Source organism: Pseudomonas sp. MWU12-3088 (assembly GCF_023242405.1).
GTDB classification, from domain to species: Bacteria; Pseudomonadota; Gammaproteobacteria; order Pseudomonadales; family Pseudomonadaceae; genus Aquipseudomonas; species Aquipseudomonas kribbensis.
In genome coordinates, this window is the sequence record NZ_JALJEA010000002.1 from 327,179 (window position 1) to 341,149 (window position 13,971).

The following is a 13,971-nucleotide window of genomic DNA, read 5'->3' on the forward strand; positions in this document are numbered from 1 at the left end:
AATCCGCGCCGCAGAAGCGAGCTGGCACGATTTGCAGGTGGAATGGCAAGGATCGCAGCCATGGATCGATTGTCCGGTTTTGCCCCCGGGAACAGACTTTCCCCATCAGCGCCGCAACGGCGTTTTCGACGAGGAAGCTCAACATGACCACGACCATCGCCGGTATCAAGATCCCCGACAGCGCCCTGGCCCGGGCCACCACCGAGTACATCCGCGACATCGAATCCGACCTGCTTTACCACCACTCGCGCCGGGTGTTTCTGTTCGGCGCCTTGAGCGGCGAACGCCGGCAACTGGCCTACGATCCGGAGCTGCTGTACGTCGGTGCGATGTTCCACGATCTGGGTCTGGTCGACGGCCACCGCAGCGATGACGAACGTTTCGAAGTCGATGGCGCCAACGCGGCAGCGGCGTTTCTCAAGTCCTACGGGTTGAGCGACGACGACATCGAACAGGTCTGGCTGTCGATCGCCCTGCACACCACGCCGGGCGTACCGAAGCATCTGCGTCCGACCGTGGCGCTGGTGACCGCAGGCGTCGAGATGGATGTGCTGGGCATGGACTACGCGGCGTTCACCACGGTGCAGCGCGAGGCAGTGGTGCATGCGCACCCACGGGGCGAAGGCTTCAAGGAGTGCATCATCTGCGCGTTTGCCGATGGCTTGCGTCATCGCCCGCAGACCACGTTCGGCAATGTGAAGACCGATGTGCTGAAAGATCAGATGCCGGGGTTCCAGCCGATGAATTTCGTCGAGGTCATTCGCCAGTCTCCGTGGATTTCCTGACGGGCATAAAAAAACCTCGCGGCCGTTACCGGTCGCGAGGTTTTTTGTGTTTGCAGACTTAAGCCGCTTCCGGCGTCTGCGCCCGGCGCACGTCCGGTTGTTTCCACGAATCGGCAGCGCCTTCTTCGATGGCTTGCTGGATCGCCTTGCGGCGCGACTCTTCGGCACGGCGGCTGAAGAACCAGACCATGAAGGTCACCAGCGACACCGCCAGCAGAATCAGGCTGGCCACGGCGTTGATCTCGGGTTTCACGCCCAGACGCACCGCCGAGAACACTTCCATCGGCAGGGTCGTCGAGCCCGGGCCGGAGACGAAGCTCGCCAGCACCAGGTCGTCCAGCGACAGGGCGAACGACATCATGCCACCCGCCGCCAGCGACGGCGCGATCATCGGGATAGTGATCAGGAAGAACACCTTCCACGGCCGCGCACCCAGGTCCATCGCCGCTTCTTCGATGGACAGGTCCAGCTCACGCAGACGCGCCGACACCACCACCGCCACATACGCCGCACAGAACGTGGTGTGGGCGATCCAGATGGTGACGATGCCACGCTCCTGGGGCCAGCCGATCATCTGCGCCATCGCCACGAACAGCAGCAACAGCGACAGACCGGTAATCACCTCGGGCATTACCAGCGGCGCAGTCACCAGACCACCGAACAGCGTGCGGCCCTTGAAGCGGGTGATGCGGGTCAGCACGAAGGCCGCCAGCGTACCCAGCGCCACCGCCGCGACGGCGGTGTAGCAGGCGATTTCCAGCGAGCGCACCACCGAGCCCATCAACTGGGTGTTGTCGAGCAGGCCGACGTACCACTTGATCGACCAGCCGCCCCATACCGTCACCAGTTTCGAGGCGTTGAACGAGTAGATCACCAGGATCAGCATCGGCAGGTAGATGAACAACAGGCCGAGCACCAGCATCAGGCTGGAGAAACGGAAGCGCTTCATTCTTTACCCTCCATTTCCTTGGCCTGACTGCGGTTGAACAGGATGATCGGCACGATCAGGATCGCCAGCATCACCACCGCCAGGGCGGACGCCACCGGCCAGTCACGGTTGTTGAAGAACTCTTGCCAGAGCACTTTACCGATCATCAGGGTTTCCGGACCGCCGAGCAGTTCCGGGATCACGAACTCGCCCACCACCGGGATGAACACCAGCATGCAGCCGGCGATGATGCCGTTCTTGGACAGCGGAACAGTGATTTTCCAGAAGCTGTTGAAGGTGCTCGAACCCAGGTCGGACGCGGCTTCCAGCAGGCTGGTATCGTGTTTCACCAGGTTGGCGTACAGCGGCAGGATCATGAACGGCAGGTACGAATAGACAACGCCGATGTACACCGCGAGGTTGGTGTTGAGGATCTGCAGCGGTTCGTCGATCAAGCCCATGCTCATCAGGAAACCGTTGAGCAGGCCGTTGTTGCTGAGGATGCCCATCCACGCGTAAACGCGGATCAGGATCGCGGTCCAGGTCGGCATCATGATCAGCAGCACCAGCACCGTCTGCACTTCCTTGCGGGCGCTGGCGATGGCGTAGGCCATCGGGTAGCCGATCAGCAGGCACAGCAGCGTGCTGAAGAACGCCATCTTCAACGAACCGAGGTACGCCGAGATGTACAGTTCGTCGTCGCCGAGCATCGCGTAGTTGCCAAGGTTCAGCAGCAACTGCAGCTTCTGCTCGGCGTAGGTGTAGATCTCGGTGTACGGCGGGATGGCCACGTCCGCTTCGGCGAAGCTGATCTTCAGAACGATGAAGAACGGCAGCATGAAGAACAGGAACAGCCAGATGAACGGCACCCCGATGACCAGCTGGCGGCCACCGGGAATTATTCGATTGAGCCGGCGTTTGAATTTGCGCATGTTCATGAGCGAAGTACCACGCCGCTGTCGTCTTCCCAGTACACGTAGACCTGATCGCCCCAGGTCGGACGTGCGCCACGACGTTCGGCGTTGGCCACGAACGACTGCACCAGCTTGCCGCTCGGCAGTTCGACGTAGAACACCGAGTGCCCGCCGAGGTAGGCGATGTCGTGCACCTTGCCGCTGGACCAGTTGTACTCGCAGGTCGGCATTTCGGCGGTGACCAGCAGTTTTTCCGGACGGATCGCGTAGGTCACGGACTTGTCCTGCACCGAGGTGCTGATGCCGTGGCCGACGTAGATCTGCCGGTCGAGGTCCTTGCAGGTGATGGTCGCGTGGCCTTCGGCGTCGTCGATCACTTCGCCTTCGAAGATGTTCACGTTGCCGATGAATTCGCAGACCAGACGGCTGGTCGGGGTTTCGTAGATGTCGATCGGGCTGCCGATCTGGGCGATCCAGCCCAGGTGCATGATCGCGATGCGCTCGGCCATGGTCATGGCCTCTTCCTGGTCGTGGGTCACCATCACGCAGGTCACGCCGACGCGCTCGATGATCTCAACCAGCTCCAGTTGCATCTGCGAACGCAGTTTCTTGTCGAGCGCGCCCATCGGCTCGTCGAGCAGCAACAGCTTCGGCCGCTTGGCCAGCGAACGCGCCAGCGCCACACGCTGACGCTGGCCGCCGGATAACTGGTGCGGCTTGCGCTTGGCGTACTGGCTCATCTGCACCAGCTTGAGCATCTCGGCCACACGGGCGTCGATCTCGGCTGCCGGTATCTTGTCCTGCTTGAGGCCGAACGCGATGTTCTGCGCCACGGTCATGTGCGGGAACAGGGCGTAGGACTGGAACATCATATTGATCGGTCGCTCGTACGGCGGCATGTCGGTGATGTCGACGCCGTCGAGGAAAATGCGCCCCTCCGTGGGCCGTTCGAACCCTGCCAGCATCCGCAGCAGAGTGGATTTGCCCGATCCCGAACCGCCGAGCAGGGCGAAGATCTCGCCCTTCTTGATTTCCAGGGACACATCGTCCACGGCAACCGTCTCGTCGAACTTCTTCGTGACCCGGTCGATTTTAACCAGCACCTGTTTCGGTGTCTGGTCGCCCTCGAGGGCTTTCTTATAGGCGCCGGAGGCAACTGCCATTTACGAAACTCCCAGAAAAAAAAGAGTGCAGTTCGCCCACGCAAGACGAACCCAGGATGGTTTGCGCGTTATTTACCCGACTTGACCTTGGTCCAGCTGCGGGTCATCAAACGCTGAATATTCGGTGGCAACTCGATCGACACATAGGTCTTGTCGAGGACGGCCTGCGGTGGATAAACCGCTTCGTCGGTGCGGATGGACTGCTCCATCAGCTTGTCCGAACCCGGGTTGGGGTTGGCGTAACCGACGTAATCACTGACCTGGGCAATCACCTCAGGTTTCAGCAAATAGTTGATGAAGGCGTGGGCCTCTTTGACGTTGGCCGAATCCTTCGGAATCGCCAGCATGTCGAACCAGAGTGCGCCGCCCTCTTTCGGGATGGCGTAGGCGATGTTGACGCCCTTCTTGGCTTCTTCGGCACGGTGCTTGGCCTGGAAGATGTCGCCGGAGAAACCGATGGCCACGCAGATGTCGCCGTTGGCCAGGTCGCCGATGTATTTCGAGGAGTGGAAGTAGGTCACGTAAGGGCGCACCGCCAGCAATTTGGCCGTGGCTTTCTCGTAATCCTTGGGATCGGTGCTGTTGGCGTTCAGGCCCATGTAGTTGAGCACGGTCGGCATCATTTCATCGGCCGAATCGAGGAACGCCACGCCGCAGCTGTGCAGCTTCTTGATGTTCTCGGGTTCGAACAGCACGCTCCAGGAGTCGATCTTGTCGACGCCGAGCACGGCTTTCACTTTGTCGACGTTGTAGCCGATGCCGTTGGTGCCCCACAGGTACGGCACGGCGTACTGGTTGCCCGGGTCGTTCTGTTCCAGGCGCTTGAGCAGCACCGGGTCGAGATTGGTGTAGTTCGTCAGTTGCGCCTTGTCGAGCTTCTGGAACGCGCCCGCCTTGATCTGCTTGCCGAGGAAGTGGTTCGACGGCACGACCACGTCGTAACCGGTACGCCCGGCGAGCAGTTTGCCTTCCAGGGTTTCGTTGGAATCGAACACGTCGTAGACCGGCTTGATCCCGGTTTCTTTCTGGAAATCGGCCAGGGTGGTCTCGCCGATGTAATCCGACCAGTTATAAATATGCACAGTACCGGCGGCTTGGGCACCGACAGCGAACGTCAGGCCGGCAGCGGCCAGCAGGGCATTGCGCAAAGAAGAAAAAATAGGCAAGTGGAGGTCCTCTGATTTAGTTGGGCCCAAGTTGCCCCGCGCTGCATGACAGTCACGGTTGCCCGGCAACAAAACCGGCGCGCAACTTACCTTCGAAAAACCGTTGCAGCAAAACTTTCTGTCATTTAATTGCACCACTGGCCGCCCGGGTGAAGGCGACGGCCAGCGGTTGCGGCTTCAAACCGGCTTATTTGCCGGATTTGATCTTGGTCCAGCTGCGCGTCATTTCACGCTGGGTTGCCGCCGGCAGATCGGCGATGGCATACAGCTTCGCCTGCACGTCGGCTGGCGGGTAGATGCCTGGATCGCTGGTGATGTCTTTCTCTACCAGTGGTGTTGCAGCAGCGTTACCGTTCGGGAAACGTACGGCGTTGGTGATGCCGGCCATGACTTCAGGCTTCTGCAGGAAGGTCATGAACTTGTAGGCGCCTTCAACGTTTTCGGCATCCTTCGGAATGGCGACCATGTCGAAGAAGCTGCCAGCGCCTTCCTTCGGAATGGCGTAGCTGACTTTCACCTTGTCACCGGCCTCGGCGGCACGGGACTTGGCCTGCTGCACGTCACCCGAGTAGCCGACCGCTACGCAGATGTTGCCGTTGGCCAGGTCCGAGATGTACTTGGAGGAGTGGAAGTAGGTGATCGAAGGACGAATCTTGAGGAACAGGTCCTCGGCTTTCTTGATGTCTTCTTTCTTCTGGGAGTCGGTTGGCAGGCCCAGGTAGTGCAGCGCGACCGGCAGCATCTCGGTCGGCGAATCGAGGAAGCTCACGCCGCAGCCCTTGAGCTTGGCGATGTTTTCCGGCTTCAGCAGCACGTCCCAGGAATCGATCTTGTCGACGCCCAGCGCAGCCTTGACCTTCTCCGGGTTGTAGCCGATGCCGATCGAACCCCACATGTACGGGAAGGCATGCTTGTTGTCCGGGTCGCTGACCGACACGGCCTTGAGCAGGTCCTGGTTCAGGTTCTTCCAGTTAGGCAGCTTGGAGCGATCCAGTTCCTGGTACACGCCGGCCTTGATCTGCTTGGCCAGGAAGTTGTTGGACGGCACGACCACGTCGTAGCCGGACTTGCCCGCCAGCAGCTTGGCTTCCAGGGTCTCGTTGGAATCGAATACGTCGTAGACCACCTTGATCCCCGACTCTTTCTCGAAGTTCGCGATGGTGTCCGGAGCGATGTAGTCGGACCAGTTGTAGACGTGCAGCACTTTGTCGTCCGCGTGAACCGCGCCCGCCATCATGCCCGCGACGGACAGGGCCAGAAGAGTCTTGCCAGCAAGCTTTTTACCTAATGCCTTCATGCGTCATGCTCCAAATTTTTCTTTTTTGAACCACTTTGTTCAGCGGCCGAACCCGGACAACTGGAACCGCGGCTAGTCTGGCAAGATACGAGGCGGTCTTTCAAGAAAAGACCAGCCTTTCCAACTGCTCCGAGCGACAGCGCAACAGCTCCATCGCTCGAAGCCTAGCACTTAGCCCTGCAATGCACTGAGGGTCAGGTCCAGGCACTTGCGTGCCTTGGTCACCAGCTCATCGATCTCCGCCTTGCTGATCACCAGCGGCGGCGCAATGATCATGGTATCGCCCACGGCGCGCATGATCAGTCCGTTGTCGAAGCAGAACTGGCGGCAGATCATGCCCACACCCTTGCCTTCGTAACGCTTGCGAGTGGCCTTGTCCTGCACCAGCTCGATGGCCCCCAGCAGACCGACTCCGCGTACTTCCCCCACCAACGGGTGATCGTTCAGTTCGCGCAGACGTTTCTGCAAATACGGTGCCGTTTCGTTGTGCGCGTTCTCGATAATTTTTTCGTCGCGCAGGATCCGGATGTTTTCCAGACCCACCGCCGCCGCCACCGGGTGACCGGAGTAGGTGAAGCCGTGGTTGAAATCGCCACCCTCGTTGAGCACCGCCACCACTTCGTCGCGCACGATCAGGCCACCCATCGGGATGTAGCCGGACGTCAGGCCTTTGGCGATGGTCATCATGTGCGGCTTGAGGTCGTAGAAATCGCTGCCGAACCATTCACCGGTACGGCCGAAACCGCAGATCACTTCGTCCGCCACGAACAGGATGTCGTACTTGGCGAGGATTTCCTTGATGCGCGGCCAGTAGGTGTCTGGCGGAATGATCACGCCGCCGGCGCCCTGGATCGGCTCGGCAATGAAGGCACCGACGTTGTCGACGCCGACTTCCAGAATCTTCTCTTCCAGCTGATTGGCGGCCCAGATCCCGAATTCTTCCGGGGTCATGTCGCCGCCTTCGGCGAACCAGTACGGCTGGGCGATGTGGACGATGCCCGGAATCGGCAGGTCGCCCTGTTCGTGCATGTAGGTCATGCCGCCCAGGCTGGCGCCGGCCACGGTGGAACCGTGGTAGCCGTTCTTGCGGCTGATGATGACTTTCTTGTTCGGCTGGCCCTTGATCGCCCAGTAGTGGCGAACCATGCGCAGCATGGTGTCGTTGCCTTCGGAGCCGGAACCGGTGAAGAACACGTGGTTCATGCCTTCCGGCGCCACGTCGGCGATGGCCTTGGCCAGTTCCAGTGCCGGCGGGTGCGCGGTCTGGAAGAACAGGTTGTAGTAAGGCAGTTCGCGCATCTGCTTCGCGGCAGCATCCGCCAGCTCATCGCGGCCATAACCGATCGCCACACACCACAGACCCGCCATGCCATCGAGGATCTTGTTGCCCTCGCTGTCCCACAGGTACACGCCCTTGGCGTTGGTGATGATCCGCGGACCCTTTTCTTTCAGCTGCTTGAAGTCGCTGAACGGGGCCAGGTGGTGCTCGCTGCTGAGGGCTTGCCACTCACGGGTTTGCGGGTTGTTGCTGGTCATGCCAATTCTCCTTGTTATCGGTGAAGGCGCGGCGGCTGGCCACCGCGCCCGGCGTATCAGACGGCGAAGAGCAGGTACTCACGCTCCCAGGAACTGATCACGCGCTTGAAGTTTTCATGCTCGGCCCGCTTGACCGCGACGTAGCCGGTGATGAAGGTCTTGCCCAGGTATTTCTCGATGGTTGCGCTGTTTTCCATGCGCTCCAGCGCATCTTCGATGGTCAGCGGCAGACGCAGGTTGCGGCGCTCGTAACCACGGCCCACCACCGGCGCGCTCGGGTTGATGCCTTCGACCATGCCGATGTAGCCGCAAAGCAGGCTCGCGGCAATCGCCAGGTACGGGTTGGCGTCGGCGCCCGGCAGGCGGTTTTCCACTCGGCGGTTCTGCGGGCCGGCATCCGGTACGCGCAGGCCCACGGTGCGGTTTTCTTCGCCCCACTCCACGTTCACCGGTGCCGAAGTGTCCGGCAGGAAGCGGCGGAACGAGTTGACGTTCGGTGCGAACAGCGGCAGCAGTTCCGGGATCAGTTTCTGCAGGCCACCGATGTGGTGCAGGAACAGCTGGCTCATGGTGCCGTCGTCATTGGAGAACACGTTCTTGCCGGTCTCGATGTCGATGATGCTCTGGTGCAGGTGCATCGCACTGCCCGGCTCGCCGGTCATCGGTTTGGCCATGAAGGTCGCGGCTACGTTGTGCTTGAGGGCGGCCTCACGCATGGTGCGCTTGAACACCAGAATCTGGTCTGCCAGGGACAGGGCATCACCGTGACGGAAGTTGATTTCCATCTGCGCGGTGCCGTCTTCGTGGATCAGCGTGTCGAGATCCAGCTCCTGCAGTTCGCACCAGTCGTAGACGTCTTCGAACAGCGGATCGAACTCGTTCGCCGCTTCGATGGAGAACGACTGACGACCGATTTCCGGACGCCCGGAACGGCCGACCGGCGGCTGCAACGGATAGTCGGGGTCGTCGCTGCGTTTGGTCAGGTAGAACTCCATTTCCGGCGCCACGATCGGCTGCCAGCCCTTGTCGGCATAGAGTTTCAGGACTTTCTTGAGCACGTTGCGCGGCGACAGCTCGATCGGGTTGCCTTGCTTGTCGTAGGTGTCGTGGATCACCTGGGCGGTCGGCTCGATGGCCCATGGCACCAGGTACACGGCGTTCTGGTCGGGGCGGCAGATCATGTCGATGTCGGCCGGGTCGAGCAGTTCGTAATAGATGTCGTCTTCGACGTAGTCGCCAGTCACCGTTTGCAACAAAACGCTTTCCGGCAGACGCATGCCTTTCTCGGCGATGAACTTGTTGGTCGGCGAGATCTTGCCCCGGGTGATGCCGGTCAAGTCGCCGATCATGCATTCGACTTCTGTGATCTTGTGGTCTTTCAACCAATCGGTGAGCTGGTCGAGGTTGTTGCTCATAAATGCCTCTGGGCTGAGTCTCCTGACGCGTGTCAGGCAGGTTTGACGCACGGGGCGTCGCGTTAAAGGGGGCTTGTTTGCGCGCAGTACCGGCTTACGCCTGGCACCGCGCATCGACAATGAAGGAGGAGCTTACCTGCCCTTTACGCTGGCGTTGCATTTCCTGTGCACATCCAGGGTGTGCAGAATCACGGGCACGGCGACGGGCGCGGTGCAGGCCGGGAGCAGGAAAGAGATCTATATTGAAAGGAGAACCGCTGAAGAGGATGCCCTTCCCCGCGTCCAGAATATCGGACGCCGGCGCCTGATCCGCCATGGACAAAGAGATCGCTGGCAGAATGCGAGCCTGGCTGTCGGCTGCGCTGCGGACGGACGTGTCGCCACTGATGTGATAAGCATGCAGACCGTACTGCACGGAGCAGTCGGTGACGCCGATTAACGGCAGGCGAGACATGAAGCACCCCGGTATTATTGCTGTTATGGGTTTGACCCGAGCTTAGCCTTGTTCATTTTTTTACACAACACCCCCGTAAAAAATACAACACGGCCTGCTCAAGCCTGCGGGTGGCGCGTCTTTCACGGATAAAAAAATGCCCCAAAGTGCCCCATAAATGCCCTCGCGGCGCTTTTTCGGGGCAAAAAAGGCCTCGCTTGACTTCGGCATGCCGTTCGGGTTGACTGAAACCAGAAAAGATCAATGATTGATATTTTTAACAACAAAGGTGTTGCATCATGTCGGTACCCCCGCGTGCCGTTCAGCTTAACGAAGCGAACGCGTTCCTTAAGGAACATCCTGAGGTTCTGTACGTTGACCTTCTGATTGCGGATATGAATGGTGTGGTGCGCGGCAAGCGCATCGAACGCACCAGCCTCCACAAGGTTTACGAGAAAGGCATCAACCTGCCGGCCTCTCTATTTGCTCTGGATATCAATGGTTCGACGGTGGAAAGCACCGGCCTGGGCCTGGACATCGGCGACGCCGACCGTATCTGCTATCCAATCCCCGATACCCTGTGCAACGAGCCATGGCAAAAGCGTCCTACCGCGCAACTGCTGATGACCATGCACGAACTCGAAGGTGACCCTTTCTTCGCCGACCCGCGCGAAGTGCTCCGTCAAGTTGTTGCAAAGTTTGACGAGCTGGGCTTGACCATCTGCGCCGCATTCGAACTCGAGTTCTACCTGATCGACCAGGAAAACGTGAACGGCCGCCCTCAGCCGCCACGCTCGCCGATCTCCGGCAAACGCCCGCATTCGACACAGGTCTACCTGATCGACGACCTCGACGAATACGTCGACTGCCTCCAGGACATTCTGGAAGGTGCGAAAGAGCAAGGCATCCCGGCTGACGCCATCGTCAAGGAAAGTGCCCCGGCGCAGTTCGAAGTGAACCTGCACCACGTCGCCGACCCGATCAAGGCTTGCGACTACGCGGTACTGCTCAAGCGTCTGATCAAGAACATCGCCTACGACCATGAAATGGACACCACCTTCATGGCCAAGCCGTACCCTGGCCAGGCAGGCAACGGTCTGCATGTGCACATTTCGGTTCTCGACAAAGATGGCAAAAACATTTTTGCCAGCGAGGATCCCGAGCAGAACGCCGCGCTGCGTCACGCGATCGGCGGTGTGCTCGAGACCCTGCCCGCGCAGATGGCTTTCCTCTGCCCCAACGTCAACTCCTACCGTCGTTTCGGCGCACAGTTCTACGTGCCGAACTCGCCGAGCTGGGGCCTGGACAACCGCACCGTGGCCCTGCGCGTACCGACCGGCTCCGCCGATGCGGTCCGCCTGGAACACCGCGTTGCCGGCGCCGACGCCAACCCGTACCTGCTGATGGCCTCGGTCCTGGCAGGCGTGCATCACGGCCTGACCAACAAGATCGAGCCACCGGCCCCGACCGAAGGCAACAGCTACGAGCAGAACGAGCAGAGCCTGCCGAACAACTTGCGCGATGCCCTGCGCGAGCTGGACGACAGCGAGGTGATGGCCAAGTACATCGATCCGAAATACATCGATATCTTCGTCGCCTGCAAGGAAAGCGAGCTGGAGGAGTTCGAACACTCCATCTCCGACCTTGAGTACAACTGGTATCTGCACACCGTTTAAGCGGACTGCAGCACATGAAAACGCCGTTGGCTTCCCAGCCCGCGGCGTTTTTTTATTGGCCTCTGTGGCAGAGATTCAAGCTCTGCGTACAATGCCCGCTGCCCCGCAGGAGACTTTCATGACGCGTCCCGCCCCCGTCCGCAAACCCCGTGCCCGCAGTCAGGCACGAATCGATTCGATACTCGACGCCGCGCGCACGCTGCTGGCCGCCGAGGGCGTGGCGAGCCTGTCGGTCTACAGCGTGGCCGAACGGGCGCAGATCCCCCCCTCCTCGGTCTACCATTTCTTCGCCAGCGTCCCGGCCTTGCTCGAAGGTCTGACGGCAGATGTTCACGCGGCCTTCCGCGCCTGCCTGCAAGCGCCGATCGATCACGATGCCCTGCGCGACTGGCGCGACCTGTCCCGCCTGGTCGAGCAACGGATGCTGGAGATCTACGACGAAGACGCCGCCGCCCGCCAACTGATCCTCGCGCAGCACGGCCTGACCGAAGTCACCCAGGCCGACCGCCAGCACGACCTCGAACTGGGCGACCTGATGCACAAGCTGTTCGACCATCACTTCGAACTGCCGAAGCTGCCGGATGACGTCGACGTGTTCGCGCTGGCCATGGAGCTGGGCGACCGCGTCTACGCCCGCTCGGTGCAGCAGCACGGGCGGATCACCCCGCGCATGGCCGAGGAAGGAATGCGCGTGTTCGATGCCTACATCGGGCTGTATCTGCCGCCGTATCTGCCCAAGCGGGTTCTCTAGCGCAGCACGCGACAGACACAAAAAACCCCGAAGGGCTCACGCCCTTCGGGGTTGTTTTTTACTCACAGGCTTACAACTTGGCGATGGACACCTCGGTGGATTTCACGAAGGCGATTACTTCGCTGCCGACCTCCAGCTCCAGCTCCTTGACCGAACGGGTTGTGATCACCGAAGTGACGATGCCGGAAGCGGTCTGCACGTCGATTTCCGACAGCACGTCGCCGAGAACGATCTCCTTGATCGCGCCTTTGAACTGGTTGCGTACGTTGATGGCTTTGATAGTCATGGCATTGATTCCTGTCGTTTGCTTGAGTTATTGAGCCCAGCGCAATTGCGTAGGCAAGGGTGAAACGGGTTCCGGCGCCGGCGGCTCGCCGGGCAGGGACAACACACGGTTGAGTACTTCGGTTTCCAGCGCTGCCAGCCGATGGGAGCCACGGACCCGAGGGCGCGGCAGCTCCACTTGCAGATCGAGACCGACTTCGCCGTCCTCGATCAGAATCACCCGGTCGGCAATCGCCACCGCTTCGCTGACATCGTGGGTCACCAGCAACACGGTGAAACCATGCTGTTGCCAGAGACGTTCGATCAGTTGCTGCATCTCGATCCGGGTCAGCGCGTCCAGTGCGCCGAGCGGCTCGTCGAGCAACAGCAGACGCGGTTGATGGATCAACGCCCGGGCCAGCGCCACACGCTGCTTCTGCCCGCCGGACAATGCCGCCGGCCATTCATTGGCGCGATCCGCCAGGCCAACGGCATCCAGCGCTTCCAGGGCTTGAGGACGCCAGTTGCCCTTGAGGCCGAGACCGACGTTGTCGATGATCTTTTTCCACGGCAGCAGCCGTGCTTCCTGAAACATCAGCCGGGTGTCTTCCCGGGCATCGCTGAGCGGTGCGGCACCCGCGAGCAGATCGCCGCCGGTGGGCTGATCGAGGCCGGCCAGCAAGCGCAGCAAGGTGCTCTTGCCACAGCCGCTGCGCCCGACCACGGCGACGAACTGCCCCGCCGGAATGTGCAGGTCGATGTCGCGCAACACCTGCCGCGCGCCGAAGGTCTTTTGCAGATTGCGCACCACCAGCGGAATCCCGCGCAGCAGGCGTGGAGGTTGTTGAGCCGTCATGCCGCACCTCCTTTCGCCACTTGATAGGCCGGATGCCAGCGCAACCACACACGTTCAAGGCCACGAGCCGCGAGGTCGGCCAGCTTGCCGAGCACCGCGTAGAGCAGAATCGCCAGCACCACCACGTCGGTCTGCAGGAACTCACGGGCATTCATCGCCAGATAACCGATGCCGGAGCTGGCGGAGATGGTTTCCGCCACGATCAGCGTCAGCCACATGAAGCCCAGGGCGAAGCGCACGCCGACCAGAATCGAAGGCAATGCACCTGGCAGAATCACCTGCCAGAACAGGCTGAAACCGGACAGGCCATAACTGCGCGCCATTTCCACCAGCGCCGGATCGACGTTACGGATGCCGTGATAGGTGTTGAGGTAGATCGGGAACAACGTGCCCAATGCCACCAGGAAAATCTTCGCCGACTCGTCGATGCCGAACCACAGGATCACCAGCGGAATCAGCGCCAGGTGCGGCACGTTGCGGATCATCTGCACCGAACTGTCGAGCAGGCGCTCGCCCCACTTCGACAGACCGGTGATGAAGCCCAGCACCAGACCGATGCTGCCACCGATGGTGAAGCCCAGCGCCGCGCGCCAGCCGCTGATTGCCAGGTGCGTCCAGATTTCACCACTGCGCACCAGGCTCACGCCGGCTTCGATCACCGCCACCGGTGCCGGCAGAATCCGCGTCGACAACCAGCCCGCCGACACCGACAACTGCCACACCGCCAGCAGCAACACCGGCAACGCCCAGGGCGCGAGGCTGTGGATAAATTTCTTCATGGCGGCGC

The 13,971-nt window shown here is 60.8% G+C and carries 14 protein-coding genes; 3 read left to right on the plus strand and 11 right to left on the minus strand.

Annotated elements, in window-relative coordinates:
* The first annotated feature begins 143 nt into the window (after positions 1-143).
* Positions 144-785, plus strand: a complete 642-nt coding sequence (locus M5B98_RS07265; protein ID WP_248742329.1) for an HD domain-containing protein — start codon at positions 144-146, stop codon at positions 783-785.
* A 58-nt stretch (positions 786-843) separates the two neighbouring features.
* On the opposite strand, the gene M5B98_RS07270 is transcribed toward M5B98_RS07265, so the two are convergent.
* The 8 genes from M5B98_RS07270 to M5B98_RS28775 all read right to left on the minus strand — a co-directional run bounded on the left by M5B98_RS07270 (position 844) and on the right by M5B98_RS28775 (position 9,658).
* Positions 844-1,734 (minus strand): ABC transporter permease subunit, encoded by an 891-nt coding sequence (locus tag M5B98_RS07270; protein WP_085709000.1) that lies wholly within the window; start codon positions 1,732-1,734, stop codon positions 844-846.
* Positions 1,731-2,612, minus strand: coding sequence for an ABC transporter permease subunit (locus M5B98_RS07275; RefSeq protein WP_170931574.1), 882 nt, complete (start codon positions 2,610-2,612; stop codon positions 1,731-1,733). The genes M5B98_RS07270 and M5B98_RS07275 overlap by 4 nt, the downstream gene beginning before the upstream one ends.
* A 35-nt stretch (positions 2,613-2,647) precedes the next feature.
* On the minus strand, positions 2,648-3,790 hold the full coding sequence (locus M5B98_RS07280) for an ABC transporter ATP-binding protein (RefSeq protein WP_085708998.1): 1,143 nt from the start codon (positions 3,788-3,790) through the stop codon (positions 2,648-2,650).
* A gap of 68 nt (positions 3,791-3,858) precedes the next feature.
* On the minus strand, positions 3,859-4,956 hold the full coding sequence (locus M5B98_RS07285) for a polyamine ABC transporter substrate-binding protein (protein ID WP_318654173.1): 1,098 nt from the start codon (positions 4,954-4,956) through the stop codon (positions 3,859-3,861).
* 187 nt (positions 4,957-5,143) lie between these two features.
* Positions 5,144-6,253, minus strand: a complete 1,110-nt coding sequence (locus M5B98_RS07290; RefSeq protein ID WP_085708996.1) for a polyamine ABC transporter substrate-binding protein — start codon at positions 6,251-6,253, stop codon at positions 5,144-5,146.
* 171 nt (positions 6,254-6,424) lie between these two features.
* A complete protein-coding gene (locus M5B98_RS07295) occupies positions 6,425-7,789 on the minus strand; it encodes an aspartate aminotransferase family protein (RefSeq protein WP_085708995.1) in 1,365 nt (454 codons plus the stop codon).
* Positions 7,790-7,845: 56 nt separating this feature from the next.
* Entirely contained in the window at positions 7,846-9,204 is a 1,359-nt protein-coding gene (locus M5B98_RS07300; protein WP_011336448.1) for a glutamine synthetase family protein, read from the minus strand.
* Positions 9,205-9,298: 94 nt separating this feature from the next.
* The gene (locus tag M5B98_RS28775) at positions 9,299-9,658 is read right to left on the minus strand and encodes a glutamine amidotransferase (protein WP_134828443.1); all 360 of its coding nucleotides are present in this window, start codon (positions 9,656-9,658) and stop codon (positions 9,299-9,301) included.
* A gap of 278 nt (positions 9,659-9,936) precedes the next feature.
* Here M5B98_RS28775 and M5B98_RS07310 point away from each other — a divergent pair, with 278 nt between their 5' ends.
* On the plus strand, positions 9,937-11,313 hold the full coding sequence (locus M5B98_RS07310) for a glutamine synthetase family protein (protein WP_085581012.1): 1,377 nt from the start codon (positions 9,937-9,939) through the stop codon (positions 11,311-11,313).
* 118 nt (positions 11,314-11,431) lie between these two features.
* The gene (locus M5B98_RS07315) at positions 11,432-12,064 is read left to right on the plus strand and encodes a TetR/AcrR family transcriptional regulator (protein ID WP_248742330.1); all 633 of its coding nucleotides are present in this window, start codon (positions 11,432-11,434) and stop codon (positions 12,062-12,064) included.
* A 70-nt stretch (positions 12,065-12,134) separates the two neighbouring features.
* Here the strand turns inward: M5B98_RS07315 and M5B98_RS07320 are convergent, their stop codons facing one another.
* The 3 genes from M5B98_RS07320 to ssuC are packed head-to-tail and all read right to left on the minus strand — an operon-like array spanning position 12,135 to position 13,963.
* Positions 12,135-12,350: a TOBE domain-containing protein gene (locus M5B98_RS07320; RefSeq protein ID WP_007953520.1), complete on the minus strand. Its 216-nt coding sequence runs from the start codon at positions 12,348-12,350 to the stop codon at positions 12,135-12,137.
* A gap of 27 nt (positions 12,351-12,377) precedes the next feature.
* Positions 12,378-13,184 (minus strand): aliphatic sulfonates ABC transporter ATP-binding protein, encoded by an 807-nt coding sequence (gene ssuB / locus M5B98_RS07325; protein WP_085708992.1) that lies wholly within the window; start codon positions 13,182-13,184, stop codon positions 12,378-12,380.
* The gene (gene ssuC, locus M5B98_RS07330; RefSeq protein ID WP_011336451.1) at positions 13,181-13,963 is read right to left on the minus strand and encodes an aliphatic sulfonate ABC transporter permease SsuC; all 783 of its coding nucleotides are present in this window, start codon (positions 13,961-13,963) and stop codon (positions 13,181-13,183) included. Before ssuC ends, ssuB begins: the two co-directional genes overlap by 4 nt.
* Positions 13,964-13,971 lie beyond the last annotated feature (8 nt).